The organism is Prosthecobacter sp. (assembly GCF_034366625.1).
Lineage (GTDB): Bacteria > Verrucomicrobiota > Verrucomicrobiia > Verrucomicrobiales > Verrucomicrobiaceae > Prosthecobacter.
Window position 1 is genome coordinate 1 of the sequence record NZ_JAXMIH010000003.1, and the last position, 23,234, is coordinate 23,234.

Here is a 23,234-nt window from a genome sequence, read left to right on the forward strand (position 1 = left end):
CCAGAGGAAAATGCGGGAGCGGGAGGGTTGATGGCGGGTCGTTGATAGTGGATGGGTTTCAGAGTCGTGAAAAACGTACCCACCCGGTAGGGCGGCTTGTCCCCAAGCCGTCGTCTGGCACCCAAACGGCGGCGCGTGGGGACCCCACGCCCTGCCTCCCTGACCAAGCAGCCGCTTCACTCGTCTTCGTCGAGCCGGCGTTTGGCTTCTTCGAGTTCGCGGCGGGTTTCGATGGGGAGTTCGCCGAGCATCTTGTCGCGCAGGCCGTCGTGGTAGGGCTGGAGGATGTCTTCGAGGCCGTCGCGGACTTCGGCGGGGAGCTCGAATTTCTTTTCTTCGAACTTTTTGGCCAGGTTGTCGGTGAAGCGGACCATGCGCTCCTGCGTTTCACCGACGACGGTGGCGATGTCGGCATTCATGTCGAGCAGGAACTCCTCGTTGAGCGCCTGGATGCGGGCGGCGTTCTCCGGTTTGGCCTCGCGGAAGAGACGCTCGATCTCATCGAGCCGCTGCTCATGCAGATCGAAGTTGGGTTTGAACTCGGCATGCGCCGGGATCAATCCGCGCCCGCGCTGGAGCACGCCGCGCATGTGGGCGCACTTCTGGAGGAACTGCCGCGCGGCGGGCTGGGAGAGGAAGTCGGAGGAGTCGCTCATGGCTTGCAGAAACGGGGTTTTAGCATGACACGGGTGTGGCGGAAAGCACGTTTTGAGAGCAAGGGCGCGCGGAATTGCCAACGCAGGCCGGAAGTGGCCGGGGGGGGGATAAACGCGAGGCTTGCCTACGGGAAAACAATGCCTCACTATTGGCACCGCCATGATTACTGACCTGACGGATGCCGCCCCTGGCCCGGAGCCGGAGGATGCGGCGTTTCTGCGCTGGCTGTCGAGCCCGCAGGGGACGGCGGCGATGCAGACGGTGATGCAGGACACGGTGGACGGGAAGCATGGCGAGGTGCCTGCCAAGCTGCGGGCGCTGGCGGTGGACGGACTGCAACAGCGCGAACGCGAGGCGAGCGTGACCCGTGTGGGAGCGGCGCTGCAGACGCTGCACGAGGCGATGCAGCTACCACCGGAGGCGTGGGAGAGCCGCTGGCGGCATGTACGAGACCTGCATGCGAGGGCGAAGGCGGTGACGGACCTGATGCTGGAGGTGCCGGAGCCGCAGCGCACGGTCTTGATGCAACTGATGCTGCCGCTGCAGGACACGCTGGCGAAGCTGGAGCGGGAGACGAGGTGAGGGCGGATGAGCCGAGCTGCATGGCAAGCAGCGAGACAGACAATGCGGAGCATTGGGCGCAGCCCGAGACGAGCGTGAGGCGCGAGCGAGTCAAACCGGGAGACTCGGAGGAATGGAGAGGTGGAGTAATGGAGGGCAACGCCCCTTCCTTGAGACGATGCGGCGGGCAGTCTTGATGAATGAAGCGGGCAAGAACCGAAGTGAAACGAAGATAGCCAGCCGTCAGGCTGCCCGAAGGGCAAACGAAGTGCAGGCAACGCCCGCGCTCCTCTCTCGGATGGTGGCTTCGATGTGCCGCGTGTTCCGACGCTTGACCGCCTTGACCTGCTGACTCCTTGACCTCTTGACTGCTTGACCTGCCCCCTCACGGAGCCGGAATGATCCAGACGGGACGGTTCGCCTTGGTCTGCGCTTTGATGAAGGTGGCGCGGCCGGACTTGAGGAGGGTGGCGTTGTTTTGTGAACTGAACGTGGCGGCGCTGGTGGAAACCCAGATCGGACCGAGCTGGCCGGGCATCTGGAAGAGCCAGTAGCCGAGGTAGCCGGTGGCGGCGGCGGTGGCATCCCCTTTCCAAAGCTGGAGCTGGTCGGCGGTGGCGAAGGAGGTGCTGGCGACGAAGGTGCCGGAGGTCAGCCCGGCCCGCGCGGGCGTGGTATCGAGCGGCCAGGGATTGGCGAAGAGGCTGTAACCGCCTGGCAACACGCGGGCGAAGGGCGTGGTGCGCACGCTGCCGGTGATGAGCAGGGGGGCGGGCGCGGTGCTGGCGAGTTGCAGCATGAGGCCGGTGCCGGGCGGAATGATCGTGTCATTCACGCTGGTGAGCGTGGCATCGCCGTTCAAGACCCAGCGCGGTTCACCGCCGCCGCCATACAACCAGCAGGTAACATAGCCTGCGGAGGTGTGGAAGAGCACCTGATCGGCGCTGAGGGCGACGTTGGCCGCCTTGAACAAGGCCGGGATGAACACCGTGCCGAGCGTGAGATGCGGGCGCACCTGGACGCGGGCGGCGGCCCAATCGACCTCGGCCAGCGTGGTGGTGGTGTTGGGAGAATCGGTGGCGACGTCGCAGGCGGCGGCGGTGATGCCGCGCAAATCAAGCCGGTGCCCGGCGTGCGGACCGCTGATGATCTCCACGTAATAGGTGCGGGCAGGATCCAGCGCCGCCGCGACGGCGCTCTGCTCACGGAGGACAAGACTGCTGCTGTCCGAACTGGCGACGGAGCCGGTGTAGAGCGCCGCTTTCATCACATTGATCCCAAGGCTCTGCGTGCCCGCACGCAAGGGCACCTGCTGCCACGCCAGCGGCGCGGTGACGGCGGTGGCACCGCCGTTTTGGGTGACGCGCAGGCGGAGGATGCCACGCACGAGGCTCTGCCCCGGCAGCACCTGAAGATTGAACCAGGTGAGACGCTCCCAGCCGTTGCCTAGATTGACGATGGCGGGCGCCACCGCGAGCGAGGACCAGCGGACGAGGTCATCCGTGCTTTCGAGCACGAAGGTGACTCCGTTTTGACCCGAGGGCCGCAGCAAGGTGGCGTCGATGGCGTTTTGATTGCGTGTGACGAGCTGCAAGCCTTCGCCTGGATAGTTGACGCCGCTGATGGTGGAGGTGCCGAGCGCGCGCTCGAGGGCATCCTCGACGCCATCGGCATCGCTGGTCGAGGAAGCGGTGGTGCTGGCAAGCGGCGCGACCGAACCCGAACCGCCACCGCCGGAAAGCGGACGCAACGCGGTCTGCGGAATGGCGACGAAGTTCGCGCCGGGGCCGTCCCAGAACAGGCGTGCCATCGCACCGCCGGTGTTTTCATAAAACTCCATCTTCACCGTCACGGGCACGCCGGCAGTGAGGGTGAGCGTGGCGTAGTCCCACGTCTCGCCGTGGTCGGTCCAGTTGTCGATGACGAGGGCGCCATTGAGCCAGAGGCGCACGCCGTCGTCGCTGCGGGTGACGAAATCGAACACGCCGCTGCTGGTCGGGACGATGCTGCCCTGCCAGCGCACGCTGAAGCCGTCCGCAGGCACGCCGGCGGCCGGAGTAGCGCTCCAGGTGAAGTCGATGTTCGGATCCACGCGGCTGAGCACGAGCTGCCCGAAGTTTTTGCCGGTGTAGTAGTCGGCGGTGAGGCCGCTCGTCGTGACAGGCGGCGCATAGTTCACGGTCAGGGTGTTGGAGGCGGTGTTGCCGTTGCCTGCGGCGTCCTGCGCCATGTTGACGGGAAGCTTGACGGTGACATTGCCCGCCACGGTGGGCGTGAGGGTGGCGGACCAGACCGCGCCTGCGGAGGACAGGGCGGTGACGGTGCCGTTGGTGACGGTGAACTCGGAAGCCAGAAGGCCGGAGACACTTTCGCTGAAGCTGGCGGTGACGACAAAGGCGGTGGTGACGCTCGTTGTCGATGTGGTCAGCATCACCGTGGGCAATGAGGTGTCGGCGGGCGCGTAGTTGACCGAGAGCAAGTTCGAGATGGTGCTGACCTGCCCGGTACCGTTCACGGCGGCCCCTGCGGGCAGGCGCACGGTGACGGTGCCAGCGGACACGGGTGTGATGACGACGGTGTAGGCGGAGCCGCTGCCGCCGAGGGCCGAGGCGGTGCCGTTGGTGACCGTGAAGTCCGCCAATGCGACGCCGGTGACGGTCTGACTAAAGGTGGTGTTTACCGTGAACGGCGTGGTGACGCTGGTGGAAACCGTGCTGAGCACCACCGCAGGCGCGGGAATCACCGGCGCGGTGTAATTCACGCTCAAAGAGTTTGAGACGAGGCTGGTATTGCCCGCTACGTCGGTCGCAGCCCCGGCGGGCATTGAAACGGTGACAGCTCCGTTTACCGCAGGTGTGATGGTGACACTGTAGGCGGAGCCGCTGCCAGTGAGGGCCGAGGCCGTGCCGTTGGTGACGGTGAAATCATTTAAGGCGACACCGGTCACCGTTTCGCTGAAAGCGGCGTTCACGGTGAACGGTGTGCTCACGCTGGTGGCGGATGTGCTGAGTGCCACGGACGGCCTGGTGGTGTCCGGCGTGCTGATGGTGTTGACGAACTCCATCCAGTTGAAGTTCACGGAGCCGTCCGGAAACTCGACACGCACGGTGGCCGGGCCAGAAGACGGCACATTGATGCCGGAGACCTTGAAGGTACTCCAGGCGCTCCAGCCGCCGGTGGAGGTGACGTCGATGGTGGTGACAAGGGTGCCATTGATCAAAACACGCATCTTGGACGGACCGGCGAACACGGTGGCCATGCGGACATTGAGATCATAGGTGCCTGAAGCGAGGGTGGTGGTGTAGCGCAGCCATTCACCGGCGACGATCCAGCCGATGGAAGGCGTGCCATCGGTGTCCTCCGAGGGCTCGATATCGACTCCGCTATTGCGATAGACGAGACCGGAGGATTCCTGGCCGATGTTCGCGGGCTCGGTGTCGTGATAGGCGACACCTTCCCCGCCTTCATCGAAGTCCTCGGCCTGAATTTTGACGATCTGCGGCGTCGGTGCCGGAGTGAAGGTGACGGCCAGCGTGTTGGAGGCCGTGTTCGTGTTGCTCGCCGCATCGGCCACGGTTCCAGCGGGCAGAAGAACGCTGACACTGCCTGCGACGGCCGGCGTGATCATCACGGTGTAGGCGGCACCGCTGCCGCTGACGTTGGATGCCGTGCCATTGGTCACAGTGAAGTCGCCGACGGTCAGTCCCGTGACCGTTTCGCTGGCGTTGACGCTCACCGTGAAGGCGGAACTCACGCTGCTGCTGGCGGTGGCGAGAGTGAGCACCGGTTTCGTGACATCGCTGCTGCCATTGATGAGGTTGAGAACGTTGGAGGCCATGTTGCCGAGTCCGGTGGAGTCCGTCATCACATTCGCCAGGATCTCAATGCGCAGGACCGAGGCGGTGGGAGTCACATTGAAGCTGAACGTGGTGCCGGAGAGGATGAAACCGCTGATGCTGCCGCCGGTGACGCTGATATCTGACACGGTGAAGCCGGTGGCGGCCTCACTCAGAGCCCCCGTGACCGGGAAGGTGGTGGTGACGGTGCTGCTGGCCGTGGCAATCACGATGTTCAACGGCGCGGGAGCACTCACCGGTGCGTCGTCAATCTGAGAGAGGAAGGACACGACTTGAGAGATCTGTGCATCGGTCAGCAACACCCCCTGATGAGCACGCACGGCCTCTGCCAGCGTAGCGGCGGAGCCATCATGCAAATACGGGGCCGTGGCCCAGACGCCGCGCAGCGTCGGCACGTCGAGGCCGGTGAGAGGTGCTCCAAGACGTGTGCCGCTGGCAGATTTGAGTGTACCGACGTTGGCGAAGACATTCAGCGCGCTGTTGGTGAAGTTTGCGCCGCTGTGGCAGGACGCGCAGTTTTGCGCACGGAAGATCTGCTGCCCCGTCACGGCGTCCGCGGTCAAGCTGCCGTCACTGGCGCGGCCGGGACTGCTGCCATTCGTGGTCAGGGACTTCACATACGCGGCGAGCGCATCGAGATCGGCGCTCACACCGGCTTTGGGATCGCCGAGCGGCTGGTTGCGCGTGCCGGTGTTGAACTGGGCATCCGTCATGAGACCGGAACCGCCTGCGAGCGCACGGATCTGACCTTCGAAGTCATGCACCTCGTCGAAATTGCCGGTCCAGTGCAGCATGCCGTGATTCGCATGGCCTTTGAGCGTGATGGTGTTGCGCAAACCTTCACCGAAGCCGGTGATGTCCCACACGCGGCCATCGTGACCGCCGTCGTTGTGGCAGGTGGCGCAGCTCAGGTATTCCTGTTGCGCGAGACGCGTGTCCTTGGCGTCATAGAACAGTTTTTTGCCCTGCAAGACCTGCGCGGTGAGCTTTTCCGTGGTGATGGCGTTCAGCGTGGCGAGCGTGACCGGCGCGGCGGAACCGCCTTGAAGAATGCTGCGCACATCATGCACGGTGATCGTGCGGTCCATGAAGTTCTGCACGTAAAGCGTGTTCCCATCCGGGGAAAGCGTCACCCCCTGCGGCGCACGACCGGTGGGGAAGCGCAGGATTTCCTGCCGCGTCCAGGCATCGAGAATCACAACCTCGCGACTGGCTTCGAGCGCAGTGAAGACGTAGATGCCCCACGGATCGTAGGCGGCGGCGGAAGGCATGCCCGCGTTGTCGATGTCCACGCGTGACGGGAGATGCTCGGCCTGCGCGGTGAGATCAAGGCGTGAGACGATGGCTCGCAGTGTGTCCTCGTGATTGAGCGGTTTCGCGTCACGCAGCATGCCGCGCTGGATGTTGTCCTGCTTGGACGGTACCCAGGCGGACAAACCGTCCGGCGAGATGACGGCAGCGCCGAGATAATTCGGCAGACCACGTGCGGAAGTCTCGCTGTCGATCGCCGTGCTGGGATTCAGCAGGATCGTACGCTGCACGGCAAGCGCCGCCGTGCCGATGACCACCACCTGCCCCCCTGCCCCGGTCAAAACGGGTGTCGCTGTATTTTCACCTGTGACACGCGGTGTGATGAAACGTGAGGCATAAACACGCGCGCCATCGGCCGAGATGGAAAGATGCCGCACCTGACCGCCGGCATCAATGGTCGCGAGTTGCGCCCCTGTGCTTGGATTCAGTTTGAGCACCCGCCCGGTGCCTTCCAGCGCCACCCATGCCGCCGTGCCCGCCGGATCGAAAACAAGGCCATAGGGACGTGATCCTCGCGGCAGAGAAACCGTCACGGCGACATTGGGAGAAGTGGTGTTGATGATGCTGATCGTGGCGTTCTCCAGATTCGTCACCCACAGTCTGCCGTCCGGTGCAAACGCCAGCGCGCGCGGTGAAGTGCCGACCGTGAGTTCGGTGTGACGAGCATTCGTGACGACATCAAAGGCGGAGACGCTGTTGTTGTCAGGATTGACGCACCAGATGCGATCATTGCCGGTGGCGAGATCTTGAAACGCGATGCTGGACGAGGTGTTGGGCTTGCGTGTCGTCAACGCGGCATGCACCGCCTGATAGAACGATTGGGTGACAGTGATGCCCGTGTCATCGGTGGCGGACAGCGTGACCAGATAGCGTCCCGGATTCGCAAACGTGTGTGAAACGGTCGTGCTGGGCGACCACGCAGTTTCCGGTGTGCCATCGCCAAAGCTCCATTTGAAACGCGGGTTGACCGCGTTCGTTGCCTGCGCGGTGTAGGTCTGCGCGGCACCCGAAGGTTTCGGAGCCGACGCGAGCGACTGGAGTGTGAGGCCGTTCGTCACGGTCCAGACGAATGACACGCTCGCGGGTGAACTGAGTCCGTCGCTGACGGTCACCGTGGCATTGAAAGTGCCCGCGGTGGTCACGGTACCGGAGATGATGCCTGAATTGATCGAAATAGTGAGCCCTGTGGGCAATCCGGTGGCGCTGAACGTCAGTGGATTGTTCTCAGGATCACTGGCGATGACCGGAAGTGACACCACCGCGCCGATGATCGTGCTCCGACTGCCTGGATTCGTCATCTGCGGCGACTGGTTGGCCGGCCCCTGGCTTGTGGCATGCCGCAGATCGCGCAGGACGATGATGTCGGCCTGCGACAGCGGTGCGTGATGCAGCGTGACCTCATCGATCGCGCCTGCGAAGAACGCCGTGCCAGGACTGTCCGCCGCACCGAAGACCAGCGGCTTGGACGCATTGATCAGATAAACACCGCTGTCCTCGGCAGCCAGGATGCCATTCACAAACAGCCTGCGGATGCCGGTGCGCGTGGTGGCATTGGTCGTACGAAACGTGGCGGCAATGTGCGTCCATTGCCCCGCAGCCACCGCAGGACCGTTAAGAGCAGCCGTGGCGGCTCCGGTGCGCCATTGCCAGTTTCCAGCGCTGCTGATCCACAGGCCATAGCCACGGATGGTGGCGCCGACGGTCTCGCGCGAGGCGAGAATGCAACGCTCTGCACCAACGGCTCCATCCATGCGCACCCAGGTGGCGATGGTGACGTCACTTGGGTTCAATGCCGCGTTGTAAGGCACCACCACGCTTTGCGAAGTGCCGTTGAACACGGCGTTGCGGCCCGTGCCCGGATTGCCGGCCAGCGCCGGACTCGTCGCCGTGGGGCTGGCACCGTTGCTGGCGGCACCACCATAGCGATAAATGCCTTGATCCGACGCTTTCACCTCGCCTGCCGTTCCGTTCCAGGCCGCCTCCTCGAAGCTCCAGAAGATGGCAGGATTCTGCACCGGCAAATACGGCGACAAATAAGTTCCAGCGATGACTGTGGTCGCGGTATCGCCCGGCTTCTGCCAGCCGACGTCGAGATGATCATCGCCATTACCATCCTTCACGATCGCCTCGATGTAATAGCGGCCACCGGCTTGGAGTGTGATCAACGCGGATGTTTGCTGCGGATACCACGTCCAGGTCTGCGGCGGTGTGTAATCCTGCTGGCTGGCGATTTGAACCGCATTGAGCGGATTGGCATCGGTGCTCAGCAACAAACTCGACTGATCATCGCTGCTGATAAAAAGCCGATACTGCCCGGTGACCGGCGCATGCAAAAAACCGCGCACGCGCTGGCCTGTTTCATCATCCCAGTTCTGCGGCGTTGCAAACGAACCCAGCAAATCACGGCCCTCTGAATCCGCAGGATAGGCGTTGTTTCCCGTGAGGCTGGCAACGGTGGTGCCGCTGATCTGCGTCCACCACTCGCGCATGATCTGGCCGCTGCCGAGATTCGCCAGAACCACGATCCAGTCGAAGGATACCGAGGTCACCTGGCCTGCGGCGGAAACAAGCACTGTGCTGCGATACGTTCCAGGCACGGCGGTGACGTTGCCGGAGATCAAACCGCTCGCGGCATTGATCGCGAGACCGCCGGGCAACCCGGTGGCGGAATAACTCAGCGTGCCGCCGCTGGCGCTGGCGTTGATTTGAAGCGACGCCGCACTGTTTTGCTGGATGACCTGCTGTCCTGGGTTCGTCACCACCGGCAACGTGGCGTTCGTGACCTGAACAATGCGCGACACCGACCACACGCCGTTCGCATCCACGCCAAACATCATCCAATAGCCCGGCGTGAGCACATTGATGCTCGCAGGAGCGTTCAACGCATACACACCTGGCGAGGTGACGCTATGTGTGAAGCGCAAATGCCGCAGATCGGTGCTCACCGAGTGCGTGAGCGAAGACATGCGGATGAAACTGAAGTACTGCACGCCCGGCGAGGCGTTCACTGTGAAAACTGTGCCCGGACCGATACGATCAGGCGCAGCGGTGATCTGCGGACGCGCTGCGGCACTGCCATCCGCATTGAACAACTGCGGCGGCGTGAAAATCTGCGCGTCCCGATGATCAGCAGGGGTTTCTCCATACAGACCACCGCCGCCCGACCACACGCGGCCATCCGGCAGCAGCATCGCGAGCGAATGGTAATTGCGCGGCACCGCCGCATCTGCCACTGCACGCCATTGCCCGGTCGTGGGATTCCAGATTTCCGGCGTGTAGATCGTACCCGCATCACTGCCGAACGCGCCGACAAACGTACCGCCGACCACCATGACCTCGCCATTGGGCAGTATGACTGAGTTCGAGAATGAACGCGCGTTCGCCATCGCAGCCGTGGGTGCCACAACCGGTGTGGTGCCGTTCAAATTGACCGTGAAGGCCTTGTTCACCACCGTACCGTTGTCGATGGCCTGCAAGCCTCCTGCCACGAGCACTTTGCCGATATCATACATCGCCCATGCGCCCTGCTTGGGATAATGCGTGCCTGGCAGTGTGGCTCCGGCGGGGGTGAGCGATCCGGTGCCGCTGGTACTGATCCAGTTCAGCGCGTGGTGCGGCCCGAAGTGAGCGAGGCGACCATCGGGAGCCACCAGCAGGAAGGGATGCCAGTTCGGCTCGTTCGCATTCGGAATCGGCGCGTTTACCACGCTCTGCCAGTTGACGCCGCTCATCCGCCGCCACCCCGAACTCGCGTTCCATTGATCAGTGGTGCCGGTGCCGCTGCCGCCGCCGTTGCCACTGGCGGTAAATACTTCACCATTGGGCAGTGCGACGCTGGTGTTGTACCAACGGCCATCCGGCATGCTCTGCGCCGCCGTCCATGCATTCGTACGCCAGTCGAACAGGCTCGCCAGTGCATTGGTGCCGAGAATACCATTGCCACCGTTCACCAGCAGCCGTCCGTCCTGTAGCAGCGCCAGTCCGCCGCAGAACATGTCGTGACGGCCGTTGTTGAATTCCGTGAACAAGCCGGTGGCCGGATCCCACACCGCCGCATAGGTGAACTGCGGCCCGTCAGGAAAGGTGGTGCGTTGATTCGATGCGTACGTCAGCAGCCGTCCGTTCGGCAGCAAGGCCGCCGACACCGGAATGTGAGGAGACCACGGTATGATCGCACTCCAGTTCCCCATCGTGGCATATTGCGCAGGCGAAACGGCTCCAAAGCCCATCTCCACCGCCTGCGCCGCAGGAGCAAGCCGCGCGGCCTCCGCGATCAACTGATCCGCCTCCGCATGATGATTCACCTCCGCCCGTACGAAGTTGGCTGAGGCCAGCAACAGTGCACTGAGGCAACTGAAGACTGCGGAATGACATGTCCCACGCTGTAAAGCGACGTTAATGCAATGCACGGATGAGCGGTTTATCATTACTGCCACCAAGCGGCCTGCCTAACCCCGTCTCAATGCAGGAGTTTGTAAATACGCTTTCGTGCTTCAAACCATTGGCAGCGGTTGATAGTTCGCGTCGCATTGCTTCGCGCTCTTGCACTCCCCCACGCACTGTCTATTCTCGCGCCCCCTCCCCTTTCCCCTTCCAGCCGTGGCCAAAAAGTCCTCCAAAAAATCCGCCGAAGAAGCCTTCTCCCCCATCCTGCCCTCCGCCGCCCCCGTAGAGCATAAGCCGGTGGACACGCTCTACAGCGACTGGTTTCTCGACTACGCCAGCTACGTCATCCTTGAACGTGCCGTCCCACACATCAATGACGGCTTGAAACCGGTGCATCGCCGCATCCTGCACAGCATGGACGAGCTGGAGGACGGCCGTTACAACAAGGTCGCCAACGTCGTCGGCAATACGATGAAGTACCACCCGCACGGTGACGCCTCCATCGGCGATGCCATGGTGCAGCTCGGCCAAAAAGACCTGTTGATCGACACGCAGGGCAACTGGGGCAATACCCTCACCGGTGACAACGCCGCCGCGCCACGCTACATCGAAGCACGGCTGTCCAAGTTCGCGCTGGATGTCGTCTTCAGCCCGAAAGTCACCGAATGGGCCGCCTCGTATGACGGCCGCAACAAGGAGCCGGTCACACTGCCGGTGAAATTTCCGCTGCTGCTTGCGCAGGGCGTCGAAGGCATCGCCGTGGGTCTTTCCTGCCGCATTCTGCCGCATAATTTCATCGAACTCTGCGATGCGAGCATCGCTACGCTGCGTGGTGAGGAGTTTAATCTGCTGCCAGACTTTATCAGCGGCGGCATCATGGACGCCACCGACTACAACGGCGGCATGCGCGGCGGGCGTATCCGCGTGCGGGCGAAGATCGAAGAAGGCGCGAAGAAAAACATGCTCGTCATCACCGAGATTCCGTTCGGCACCACCACGGGCGGTTTGATGGACAGCATTGTGGCCGCCAATGAGAAGGGCAAGATCAAGATCGCCCGCGTAGACGACAATACCTCCGACAAAGTCGAGATCGTCGTGCAACTTCCCTCCGGCACCGACACCGAGCAGACCATCCAGGCGCTCTACGCCTTCACCGATTGCGAAATCTCGCTGTCTCCGAACGCCGTCGTCATTCAGGACGACAAACCACGTTTCTACTCCGTCAACGAGCTGCTCAAGGCCAGCGCTGAGAACACCAAGAAGATCCTCGGCCAGGAACTCGAAATCCTGCTCGGCGAGCTAAATGAGAAATGGCACTTCAGCTCGCTTGAGAAGATTTTCATCGAGAACCGCATCTACCGCCGCATTGAAGAGTGTGAAACGTGGGAAGCGGTGATGGAAGCGATCTGGAAAGGCCTCAAACCGCACCTCATCCTGCTCAAACGCGAAGTCACCAACGACGACGTGGCCCGCCTCACCGAGATCAAGATCAAGCGCATCTCCAAGTTCAACAGCTTCGAAGCCGACACGCAGATACGTGAGTTGGAGGAGGAAATCACCCAGGTGCAGAAATTCCTCAAACAGCTCACGAAGTTCACCGTGGCGCACTTCGAGCAGTTGAAGAAATCCTACGGTACGGGCCGCGAGCGCCGCACCGTCATCAGCAGCTTCGACCGTGTCGCCGCCGCCGAAGTCATCGTGCAGAGCGAAACACTCTACCTCAACGCGAAGGAAGGCTTTGCCGGCACAGGCCTGAAACGCGAAGGGGACTCGATCTGCAAATGCTCCAGCCTCGACGATGTGATCTTCTTCACGCGTGAGGGCTCCATGAGCGTCACCAAGGCCGCGCCGAAGTTCTTCGTGGGCAAGAACCCGCAATACGTAAACCTCTTCAAGAAAGACGACACCGCCATCTATACCATGATCTACCGCGACGGCCGCCAAGGTAGCCTCATGGCGAAACGCTTCCGCGTCGGCGGCATCACCCGTGACAAAGAATACGCCCTCACCAAGGGCACGCCCGGCTCTGCCGTCCTGTATTTCATCCGCCACGAAACTGAGGAGGAGTCCAACGCTCAGAACGTCATCGTCCACCTCAAGCCCGCCCTCTACCTGCGCAATCTCTCGATCAAGTTCCCCTTCAACTCCATCGCCATCAAAGGCCGCGAGTCCCAGGGGAACATCATCACCAAACACGCTGTTGATCGTGTCGTGCGCGAACCGAAGAACGGCGAAACGGCTTCGTAAGGCTACAAGATCACACCCGGCTGATACGCGGCAGCTTGCGGGAACTCTTTCGAGATCGCCTGCACGCGGGCGCAGAAGGCATCCACCTGCTGTGGGGCGTCGCCCGCATTCGCCTTGCCTGCGGCAACAAGGCGCTGCATGTCGGCGGAAGTGAGGCTGAGGCGGCTGTCCTGCGCCAAACGATCCAGAAGGTCGTTTTCGCGGACTTTGCCAGTGCGCATGTCGCGGGCGACGGCCACAGCGTGCTCTTTGATGACCTCGTGAGCCGTTTCGCGGCCCGCGCCTTTTTTGACGGCCTCCATCATGACCGTGGTGGTCAGCAGGAAAGGCAGGTATCGCATAAGCTCCTGCTCAACAACGGCTTCGAAAACCTCCATCTGGTTGAGAACAGTGAGAAGCGTTTCGAGCAGGCCGTCCATGGCGAGGAAGGCATCCGGCAACATGACGCGACGGACGACCGAGCAGGAGACATCGCCTTCGTTCCACTGGTCACCCGCCAGGCCGGCCGCCATGGCAAGGTAGCCTTTGAGAATGACATGCAGGCCGTTAATGCGCTCACAGGAACGGCTGTTCATCTTGTGCGGCATCGCGGAAGAACCGACCTGGCCTTTGGCAAAGCCCTCGCTGGCAAGTTCATGGCCGGCCATGAGGCGCAGCGTTCGAGCGAAGCTGGACGGGCCGCTGGCAACCTGGCACAAAGAGGCGATGACCTGCATGTCGAGGCTGCGCGGATAGACTTGGCCGACCGCGTTGAACGCGGCAGGCATACCGAGATGATGCAGGATGCGGTTTTCGAGCTCAGTCGCCTTGGTGGCGTCGCCATTGAAGAGCGTGATCTGATCAAGGCGGGTGCCAACGGCGCCTTTGAGGCCACGGGCGGGGTAGCTGGCGATGAGCGCCTGCAGATCGCCGAAGGCGAGAAGCATTTCCTCGCCAAACATGGCCAGCCGCTTGCCCAGCGTGGTGACTTGCGCGGCGACATTGTGTGTGCGTGCGGTAAGAGGAATGTCGCGGGTTTCGGCGGCCCGCCGGGCGATCCCAGTGAGAGCAGCAACACTTTTGGCACGAACCTCTAATAGAGAACGAAAGACTTGGAGCTGCTCCACATTCTCCGTGAGGTCGCGGCTGGTCATGCCTTTGTGCAAATGCTCGTGACCGGCAAGGTCGCAGAACTCTTCAATGCGCGCCTTCACATCGTGCCGGGTAACGCGTTCGCGCTGCATGATGGAAGCCACATTGACCTGATTTTTGACCTTCTCGTAGTCTTCAATCACGCCATCTGGCACGCCAATGCCAAGATCACGCTGGCCCTTCAAAACAGCGATCCAATAATCGCGTTCAAGCCTGACCTTTCCCTCTGGCGACCAGAGAGCGCGCATGGAGGCGGTAGCGTAGCGTTCAGCAAGGACATTGGGAATGGAGTCGGACATGAGAACATGCATCTAGGCGAAGCGACGCAGATTGGCAAATTGGTTACCATGGGGAGCATGGTGCTTTCTGTGCCTTCATTGCGATGCCCTCCACATTTCAAAGAGCCATCGTAGCAGCCATGACGAAGACAGGTTGAAGCATGGACTGGCTCTATCCTTCGCGCCTGATTCTTCGTGTTCTGGCTTGAGGTCAATTGTATGGATCTCTTCAGGATTTCCGAAGTTTTTCATATATTGCTCACTTTTGGATTGCAATTGTGACTGCAATTCGCAAATCTACCAATTATCTCCGCCCAATCATTTCCCTGAAGACAGAAAAACATCTTGTAATAATAGAAATTATAAACTAGTGTTGTTAACAACCCACTAGCGAGACTCAATTTCCATTTTTGAATAACTCTTTCTCTGATTCCAAGACTCACTCCACTAACCTTATGGCCGACCCAGCAGCACCCGAACTCATGACCGTGAAAGAGACTGCGGAATACCTCCGCATTCCTCTTCCCACTGTCTATTACCTCGTTCAGCGCGGCCAGTTGCCTGCGGTACAAATCGGAGGTCGCTGGCGCATCAAGCGCAGCCTTCTAGACCGCGACGTACTGCGCAAAGAGGAGGAAGCCGGCCAGCCCACCGTCATGGTCGTCGATGACGATCCCGCCCTACAGGCTCTCTTCAAGCAGTTCCTCAAGAAAGCCGGTTTCGGCCGACTTGTCGTCGGCACTGGTGCTGAAGCCATCACGATGGCTAAAAAGCAAAAATTCGATTTTGTCTTCCTCGATCTCAAGCTCCCGGATGTTCCCGGTGACGAAGTCTATTCGCAGCTCAAGGCGCTTTATCCTGATCTGCCCATCGTGGTGATCACCGGCTACCCTGATAGCGAAATTCTCAGCCGTATCCTCTCTCACGGCCCTGTCACCGTGATCAAGAAGCCGATCGAATATGATCAACTCAATCTCGCCGTGAAGCAGCTGGGGCACAAAGGTGCTGAAGCCGCCGCCGCCTGATTTCGTCTCTTGACCAGTCTTCCCGAAACAGCCCCTTCAGCGCACCTGAAGGGGCTATTTTGTGACTCAAACCGCTGCAGTCGAGAAAAAAACTTTCTCCGCCGTGCCATGCAGCATCCACTCTTTGTCCTGCTCGCTCAGGAAATCGAGACGATCACGAATCAGAGCGATGGAATTGTGGTAGTTGTGCCCGGGATCGACCTGGAACGGACAGTCGCTGGCCCACATCACGCGTTGCGGACCAAAGGCATCACGTACTTGGCGGATCATCTGCCCCATGTCGAGATAGGGCGCTTTTTTGGCACCTAGGGCGTAGAAGGCGGACGCTTTCACATGCGTCCTGGAGTGGCGGGCAAGCCGCAGGAGGTTTTTCACTTCGCCATCCTTGATGGACCCTGCCATGCCGATGCGGGCGAAATGATCGATCACGACACTCGTGTCAGGATACCATTCGCACATTTTATCGATCAACGGCAGCGTATCGGGATTGATCAGCGGGCACACGCTCACCTTCAATTCAGCCGCCGTTTTCCAAAGCGTCGCCATGCCTGAGGAACCGATCCACTCGGACAAATTCTTCTCTTTGCCGGAATAAATGCGGAAACCACGCACACCTTGCCTGACCAGTTCGCGCATCGTGCCGACCAGCCCTTCCGCATGCTCGTCCACAATTGCCACGCCGCTGAACACGCCCTGATGCGCCCGCATCATGTCCAGCATGTAACGGTTGTCGTACTGATAGTAGCTCATCTGGATTAGCACGATGCGGTTCACCCCCTCCGGTTTGCAGTGGGCAAAAAGCTGTTCCGGCGTGAAGCTCGGTGGACGCATGTCGCTGACAGCGTAACTGCGGGCGAGCGGGTATTTTTCAACGTCCGGTGTCCACACATGCACATGGGCGTCGGTCCAGTTTCCCTTGCGGACGGAGGGAAGGAGCGAACAGCCTGTCAGGGCGGTGGCAGAGGCGAGGAAGAAGCGACGTGTCTGTTTCATGAGGAATAGCCTAGCGAAGAACGCTCCTTGAGCGCAAGCCTTTGCACTGCGGCAGAAAGCATTCATCATCGCACGCATGTCCCGGCTGCACCGAATCTGTGTCTATTGTGGTTCCAATCTTGGAAACGATCTCAGGCATCGTGCCGCCGCGCATGATTTGGGATCGTTTCTGGCCCGCAACGGCATTGGAGTCGTCTATGGCGGCGGAAACATCGGTCTGATGGGAGCCTTGGCGGACGGAGCACTCTCGCAGAACGGAGAGGTGATCGGCGTGATCCCGCAGGCGCTCATGGAAAAGGAACTTGGCCATGGCGGCGTCACCGAGCTGCACGTCGTCAGCAGTATGCATGAGCGCAAACAGATGATGGTCGACCTGAGCGATGGATTCATCGCGCTGCCCGGCGGTTTCGGCACGCTGGATGAACTGTTTGAGACACTGACCTGGTTGCAGCTTGCCTTTCACAACAAACCCGTGGGCCTGCTCAACGTAGGCGGTTTTTTTGAGGGCTTGATCCAGTTCATCGCCCATATGAGCCGTTCCGGCTTCCTCAAGCCGGAGCATGCGGAATGCGTGCTGGTCGAAAGTGATGGGCCTGCCCTGCTCAGGCGCATGCAGACCTTCCGTCCGCCCGACTTGGGCAAATGGATCGAGAAACTGGCCGCTGAAGCCCGCTAGGGCAGCTTCGTCCGGGCGAAGACAGGCCAGTTTCCGTGGAACACACAGTGAGGATGCCCCCGCTCATTCAACCCGCCCAAGGGATGGCAAAACCAGCATGGCAAAGAAGCCACATACACCACGTCACCCCAGAAGCCGTTTGTTCGCATTTTTCCCCTTCGCTGAGCGCACTTCTTGACAGGTTGTTCACATCAGACTGCGAATTCTCATTCCTGAGCCCCTGTGTGCCAACGGCATCGAGATAAACACAGACACCTCTTTAGCTTTAGGTGGAAAATGCCGAGCGTGGAACGCCTGTTTTTGAATCGTGGAACGTCAATCAAGCGAAGTTTTGCGTGTCCTTTTCGACACGTGCCGATTGTGGAACATCCAAGTCAGGCATGGAACTCGGATCAGCATCAATTGATGCTGATCATATATCCAACCCATTGAATTTCATCATATTGTGTAACCTTATCACACCACACTCAAAGCCCCCTTCCCAGGCAGGCAAACAAGTAGAAAACGATGGCAACTCCTTCCAAAGTGGCTGGAGAGGCGGGTATCGAGCAGGTTTTGCTGTTTCGCTTTATATCCACACATTCCCTATCCCAACACGCATTATCCAGCCGCTGCCCGGCATGCCCACTTCCCTTTCATTTTCGACACTCGAAGGCCACTTTCGCCTTGAAAGCGAAGGATTTGCCTCGCTGTAGTGTGATTTGTTCACACCTAGGATTTGGAAAAAAGTTCTCTCCTCAATCAGCCCCCACAAGTGTCCTAGGAGCATTGGCGTTGGAGGCTCCATTTCTGTCTTGTTGGAACTGCTGGTTCCGCTAGCCTTTCGCTTTCAAATCCATGAAAGCCTATCAAATCACCAGCACCGACGGCCTGAGTTCCTTGAAAGCCGTGGCGTTGCCCGACCCCAAACCCGGCGCAGGCGAGGTTTTGTTGAGGGTCCGGGCCGTCAGCCTCAATTACCGTGACTACATGAACGTCATGGGCATCAAGGGAGTCAGCGGGCCAGTTCCGCGCATTCCATGCTCGGATGGTGCGGGTGAAGTGACGGCGGTGGGCGAAGGCATTGCCAACTTCCGACCGGGAGATCGCGTGGTGTGCCCTTTTATGCCCACCTGGTTGGAAGGTGAGTACAGCCAGGCGCATGCCGCGCAGGCTCTCGGTGGAGCGGTGGACGGCATGCTGCGTGAGCTGGCAGTGATTCGTGCCGAAAGCCTGCTGCCGGTGCCCGCACACCTTTCCTTCGAAGAAGCCGCCACTCTTCCCTGCGCGGCGGTCACGGCCTGGGATGCGCTGCATGTGCGTGGCGGTTTGAAGGCCGGAGAAACCGTGCTGGTGCTCGGAACCGGCGGTGTCTCGATTTTTGCCCTTCAGTTTGCCAAACTGGCCGGTGCACGCGTGCTGGCTACGACGAGCAGCGATGACAAAGCGCAACGCCTTCTCGAACTCGGTGCCGACGCCGTTCACAACTATAAGACCGACCCCGCCTGGGATGACTGGGCGCTGGCGCAGACCGGCAAACGCGGCGTGGACAAGGTGATCGAGATCGGTGGTGCCGAAACGCTCAACCGCTCGCTCAAAGCGACACGATTCGGCGGCCATATCGCCCTCATTGGCGTTCTCACCGGTACCAGTGCCGAGATTCAGACGGTGCAAATCCTGCGCAAAGGCATCCGGCTGGACGGCATCTATGTCGGATCGCGGGAAATGTTTGCGCAGATGCTCGCGGAGATCGAGCGGGTGAAATTGAAGCCGGTGATCGACTCCACCTTTGAGTTCGACGACGCCCACGCCGCCCTCCAGCGCATGGAGAGCGGCCGGCACTTCGGCAAAATCGTGATCCGAGTGTGAGATCACCAGGCAGGCATCGTTTGGGGTGAGCCATGCTCCTGCGTTCCTTTCTTTCCGTCCTGATCGCTGCAAACTCACTTCAGGCTGCGGCGCCGAATATCATCCTCATCATGTCAGATGACATGGGCTTCTCCGACCTCGGCTGTTACGGTGGAGAAATTCAGACGCCGAACCTCGACCGGCTGGTGCAGGGCGGCGTGAGGCTGAATCCATTCTACAACACCGGGCGCTGCTGCCCCACGCGTGCCTCGCTGCTGACGGGACTGTATCCGCATCAGGCGGGCATCGGCCACATGATGGAGGATCGCGGTCACGACGGCTATCGCGGTGATCTGAACAACCGCTGCGTCACCATTGCGGAAGCGTTGAAACCGGCTGGCTATCGGACTTATGCCGTGGGCAAGTGGCATGTGACCAAGCATGCAAAACCGGAGGGGCCTAAGCACAACTGGCCGCTGCAGCGCGGTTTTGACCGCTTCTACGGCACGATCACCGGCGCGGGCAGTTTTTATGACCCTGGAACACTGACACGTGATGACATAATGATCTCGCCCTTCACCGATCCCGAATACCAGCCGAAGCGCTATTATTATACGGATGCCATCAGCGACCATGCGATCCGCTACATCGACGAACATGCACGTGATCAGAAGGACAAGCCGTTCTTCCTCTACATGGCCTACACGGCGGCACACTGGCCGATGCATGCGCTGGAGGAGGACATCGCGAAATATCGCGGCAAGTATGATGCAGGCTATGAATCTGTGCGGCAGGCGCGGTTTCTGCGCATGAAGGAACTGGGATTGATCGCAAAAAACGCGGAACTTACCCCCACGGTCGGAGATTGGTCGAACGTGAAGGACAAAGCCTGGGAAGCACGCTGCATGGAAGTCTTCGCGGCGATGATCGACCGTATGGATCAGGGCATCGGCCGTGTGGTCGGCACGCTGGAGAAGCATCGCCTGCTTGAAAACACGCTCATTCTGTTTCTACAGGACAATGGCGGTTGCCAGGAGGGAATCGGTCGCCAGACCAAACCACCGGCAGCCAACTCCCAGGTTTTTCCCGCCATCGTGCAGGACGCGATCCGGCTGGATGTCATTCCCAAGCAAACACGCGACGGTCAGCCGGTAAAGCAGGGCCAGGGCATCACGCCCGGCGGGCCGAACGATTATATCGCGTATGGTGAAGCATGGGCGAACGTCTCGAACACGCCGCATCGCGAGTACAAGCACTACGTTCACGAAGGTGGCATCTCCACGCCACTCATCGCCCACTGGCCGGCGGGCATACCAGCCAAACAGAACGGCAAGATCGAACAGCAGACCGGTCATCTCATCGACCTCATGGCGACCTGCGTCGATGTGGCCGGCGCGACCTATCCATCTGAGTTCAAAGGGCAGACAATTCAACGCATGGAAGGCGTGAGCCTGATTCCTGCGTTTCAGGGCAGGGATAACGGCGTACGTTCCATCTTCTGGGAGCACGAGGGCAATCGTGCTCATCGCTTCGGCCCGTGGAAGATTGTGGCGAAGGAAAACAAGCCCTGGGAACTCTACAACATCGACCAGGATCGTGCAGAACAACATGATCTGGCCGCAGGCGATCCGGAGCGCATGAAAACGATGGCCGCAAGCTGGGAGGTATGGGCCGCACGAGCGAATGTGCTGCCCGTCGGCACCTGGAAAGGTCCTGCCGCCGCCAAAGGCCCGAAAAAGAGGGCTAAGATGAAAGCGGGGAAGCCAGATTGATTTTGGAACGGAACGTGCTCACAATCACCTCATGTCCCTTCCTCAGATCGTACTCGATGTACCCACGCTGAAACTCACTCTCTGCATCGTCGGCGGCCTGCTGCTGATCGCGATGGTGCGGATCACCTTCCTGCTGCGCACCAACAATCGGCTCCGTGAGAGCACTGCCAAGATGGAGAAACAGGTGCTCACGCAGTATCAGGAAATCCTCGCCGTGCGTCAGGACTCCAATGCTTGGCGTGGCGAACTCCAGCGCGCATTCGACGCGTTTCGCGCTGAGTTTTCCAATCGTCTCGCCGAATCCGAACAGCGCTATCAGGACATCCAGATGCGCTATGAAAATGCGGCCAAGCCTGCCGTGGCAAAAGCCTTCGCCCCCCCTCCTCTGCCATCTCCGGCTCCGAGCGCAGAGCCGCCAGAGGAAAAGGCGGTGCCGCCAGTGCCGGCGATTGCCATTTCCTGATTCGGCGGCTCAGGCAACTACGGCGCGGCGTTAAAATTTCGCCAAAGCGAAGGACTGGAAGCCTGATTGATTTGGAACGACATCTGCTGCATAAACAACAATGCACATGACTCTGCCTCAGGATGTCCAGTTCTTGTTCATCGGTCTCTGCATTCTCGGCGGATTGTTCCTGATTGGGCTGATCCGCATGTTCCTGCTGTCGCGCTCCAACCGCCGCATGCGCCTAGAATCCACCAAGATGGAAAAGCAGGCGGTGAAACAGCAGGTCGAAATCACCGCCATCCATCATGACGCCATGTCTTGGCGGGCGAAGACACAGCGGCAGTTCGATGCGTTTCGCATCGAACTCTCGCACCGCCTGATGCAGTCCGAACAGGGCAACCTGCACGCCCAGAAGCTCCTGGATGCCGCGCAGGAGCAGTCGCTTGCCTCGGCTCTCGCCAAAATCACGGAACTCGAAGCCCGGCTTGCCGCCAAACCTGTCGTGACCATGCCCGCTATCGCCGCCTTGTCGGAGGCCGGCGTGCTGCCCAAGCCCGCAGGCTTCATCAAGCCCCCGCCATCTTCCCTGCCTTCGCTTCCCGCGATGGAAACCCTGCGTCTTCAGGCGCTCGAAAACGAACTGGCCGCCGCCAGGACGGAAATTGTCATCGGCAGGCAGCAAAACGCCGCCCTTCAGCGCGCCCTGCTTCTGGCACGGCGCAGACAGCCTGCCGCGCGAAAGAATGGAGCGCGTGGAACGACACGCTGCGCCTGAGTGAAGAAATCAGCGAACTGCTTTTTTCCCCTCGCCAATGTGACGAGACCGCCTTTATTCGAGACCGCAAGGCCGTGCGCACCATGCGAATGGCATTGCACGAAACTTCACCCTTTTTCGCACCATGACTGAGAACCCCACCGCAGAATCTCCCTTCGGCGTCAGCACACCGCACGATCCGTTCCAAGCCGCGAAAGCCAGCGCGCTGAAAGCCGCCGAGGAGTTGCGCGCCGCCGCCGCCCAGAAGGCCTCCGAATTCCGCACCGCCGCCGAAGCCCGGGCGCAGCAATTCCGCGCCACCGCCGAGCAGAAAGCCACGGACCTCAAGGAGAGGGCCGGTGAATTCGCCGACCACACGTTCAGTGAAGCACGCGAGCGTTATGCGGATCTGCGCTCGGAGGCGGAGAAATTTGCCCGTGAAAAGCCGCTGCAAGCCCTGCTCACCGCCTTCGGTATCGGTTTCGTCGTCGGCACCATCCTGCGCCGTTGATTTTTCATCTCGCGCATCCGCCTCCATGAATTCAGGCACGCCGCCCGCACCCGAGGAACGCGCCAGCGCGTCAGGACTGCTGCGTGCTGTGGCCTTGTACGTCGAAGCACGCGGGCGCCTGCTGCAAATTGAGGGGCAGGAGGCGGGGACACGGCTGTCCAATCTGACCGGCATGTTCATGCTGGCGCTCACCTCGTTCATCATCGGCTGGATGCTCGCCGTTCCCGCGCTGGTGTGGATCATCGCGGAATCCAACGGCTGGCACTGGACTCGCGTGGCTCTCGTCGGAGCCGGCATTCATCTCTTCCTCGGACTGCTTTTCCTCGCCGGACTGAAATCCAGGCTGCGCGGCCTGCGGCTTTTCGAGGAAACCTTCAACCAATTCCGCCGGGATCGCGAATGGCTCGCCAGCAACAGGAACAACTGACTCCGAAGCAGCAGGTGTTGCGCGATCTGGAGGACGCACGCGTCTCCTTGGCGCATCATGCCTCGCTGGCAGCGGAGGAGTGGAGTCCGCGCGCGGTGATCACCCGCAGCTTCGAAAAGCATCGCGCCCTGTGGATCGGTGGTGCCGCTCTGGCGGGACTGGCGTTGTTGAAACTCGCCTGGCCTTCGGGAGAATCCAACAACCGGCGTGACAACTTCTTTGCCACGGCTAAGAATCGCGGCCTTTTCGCGTTGCTGCTCAGCCCGCTTTTGGCTCTCGGTCGTAAGACCATCCTGAACTACGGCTCCCAGTTGTTCGAATCTTACCTGCGTCAGAAAGTTTCTCCGAACGGCCCGGATGCCGGAACAGTCTAGCG

General features: G+C 60.6%; 16 protein-coding genes. 12 read left to right on the top strand and 4 right to left on the bottom strand.

All coding sequences use genetic code 11. The features are described from left to right. Positions 1-176: 176 nt before the first annotated feature. Positions 177-656 (bottom strand): hypothetical protein, encoded by a 480-nt coding sequence (locus tag U1A53_RS00550; RefSeq protein WP_322278197.1) that lies wholly within the window; start codon positions 654-656, stop codon positions 177-179. Positions 657-816: 160 nt separating this feature from the next. Here U1A53_RS00550 and U1A53_RS00555 point away from each other — a divergent pair, with 160 nt between their 5' ends. Beyond that, positions 817-1,239: a hypothetical protein gene (locus U1A53_RS00555; RefSeq protein WP_322278199.1), complete on the top strand. Its 423-nt coding sequence runs from the start codon at positions 817-819 to the stop codon at positions 1,237-1,239. Between the two features lie 364 nt (positions 1,240-1,603). On the opposite strand, the gene U1A53_RS00560 is transcribed toward U1A53_RS00555, so the two are convergent. Then, positions 1,604-10,723, bottom strand: coding sequence for an Ig-like domain-containing protein (locus U1A53_RS00560; RefSeq protein ID WP_322278201.1), 9,120 nt, complete (start codon positions 10,721-10,723; stop codon positions 1,604-1,606). Between the two features lie 310 nt (positions 10,724-11,033). Here U1A53_RS00560 and U1A53_RS00565 point away from each other — a divergent pair, with 310 nt between their 5' ends. Then, positions 11,034-13,019, top strand: coding sequence for a DNA gyrase/topoisomerase IV subunit A (locus tag U1A53_RS00565; protein WP_345786475.1), 1,986 nt, complete (start codon positions 11,034-11,036; stop codon positions 13,017-13,019). Between the two features lie 2 nt (positions 13,020-13,021). Here the strand turns inward: U1A53_RS00565 and purB are convergent, their stop codons facing one another. Next, positions 13,022-14,449 carry an adenylosuccinate lyase gene (gene purB / locus U1A53_RS00570; RefSeq protein ID WP_322278206.1) on the bottom strand — a complete coding sequence of 476 codons (1,428 nt, stop codon included), beginning with the start codon at positions 14,447-14,449 and terminating at the stop codon, positions 13,022-13,024. Between the two features lie 434 nt (positions 14,450-14,883). On the opposite strand from purB, the gene U1A53_RS00575 reads away from it, so the two are divergent. After that, the gene (locus U1A53_RS00575) at positions 14,884-15,453 is read left to right on the top strand and encodes a response regulator (protein ID WP_322278208.1); all 570 of its coding nucleotides are present in this window, start codon (positions 14,884-14,886) and stop codon (positions 15,451-15,453) included. Positions 15,454-15,519: 66 nt separating this feature from the next. Here the strand turns inward: U1A53_RS00575 and U1A53_RS00580 are convergent, their stop codons facing one another. Further along, positions 15,520-16,446 (bottom strand): amidohydrolase family protein, encoded by a 927-nt coding sequence (locus U1A53_RS00580; RefSeq protein WP_322278210.1) that lies wholly within the window; start codon positions 16,444-16,446, stop codon positions 15,520-15,522. A gap of 76 nt (positions 16,447-16,522) precedes the next feature. Between U1A53_RS00580 and U1A53_RS00585 the strand changes: the two genes are divergently transcribed. From U1A53_RS00585 to U1A53_RS00625, 9 genes are all read left to right on the top strand, one after another. Continuing rightward, positions 16,523-17,122 carry a TIGR00730 family Rossman fold protein gene (locus tag U1A53_RS00585; RefSeq protein WP_322278211.1) on the top strand — a complete coding sequence of 200 codons (600 nt, stop codon included), beginning with the start codon at positions 16,523-16,525 and terminating at the stop codon, positions 17,120-17,122. Between the two features lie 380 nt (positions 17,123-17,502). Beyond that, entirely contained in the window at positions 17,503-17,817 is a 315-nt protein-coding gene (locus tag U1A53_RS00590) for a hypothetical protein (protein WP_322278212.1), read from the top strand. 142 nt (positions 17,818-17,959) lie between these two features. Continuing rightward, entirely contained in the window at positions 17,960-18,970 is a 1,011-nt protein-coding gene (locus tag U1A53_RS00595; RefSeq protein ID WP_322278214.1) for an NAD(P)-dependent alcohol dehydrogenase, read from the top strand. Positions 18,971-19,002: 32 nt separating this feature from the next. After that, positions 19,003-20,721, top strand: coding sequence for an arylsulfatase (locus U1A53_RS00600; RefSeq protein ID WP_322278216.1), 1,719 nt, complete (start codon positions 19,003-19,005; stop codon positions 20,719-20,721). 31 nt (positions 20,722-20,752) lie between these two features. After that, positions 20,753-21,184: a hypothetical protein gene (locus U1A53_RS00605; RefSeq protein ID WP_322278218.1), complete on the top strand. Its 432-nt coding sequence runs from the start codon at positions 20,753-20,755 to the stop codon at positions 21,182-21,184. A gap of 106 nt (positions 21,185-21,290) precedes the next feature. Further along, positions 21,291-21,941 carry a hypothetical protein gene (locus U1A53_RS00610; protein WP_322278221.1) on the top strand — a complete coding sequence of 217 codons (651 nt, stop codon included), beginning with the start codon at positions 21,291-21,293 and terminating at the stop codon, positions 21,939-21,941. A gap of 124 nt (positions 21,942-22,065) precedes the next feature. After that, on the top strand, positions 22,066-22,431 hold the full coding sequence (locus tag U1A53_RS00615) for a hypothetical protein (protein ID WP_322278223.1): 366 nt from the start codon (positions 22,066-22,068) through the stop codon (positions 22,429-22,431). A 25-nt stretch (positions 22,432-22,456) separates the two neighbouring features. Continuing rightward, the gene (locus tag U1A53_RS00620) at positions 22,457-22,858 is read left to right on the top strand and encodes a phage holin family protein (protein WP_322278225.1); all 402 of its coding nucleotides are present in this window, start codon (positions 22,457-22,459) and stop codon (positions 22,856-22,858) included. Continuing rightward, entirely contained in the window at positions 22,831-23,232 is a 402-nt protein-coding gene (locus U1A53_RS00625; protein ID WP_322278227.1) for a hypothetical protein, read from the top strand. The genes U1A53_RS00620 and U1A53_RS00625 overlap by 28 nt, the downstream gene beginning before the upstream one ends. Positions 23,233-23,234: the final 2 nt, after the last annotated feature.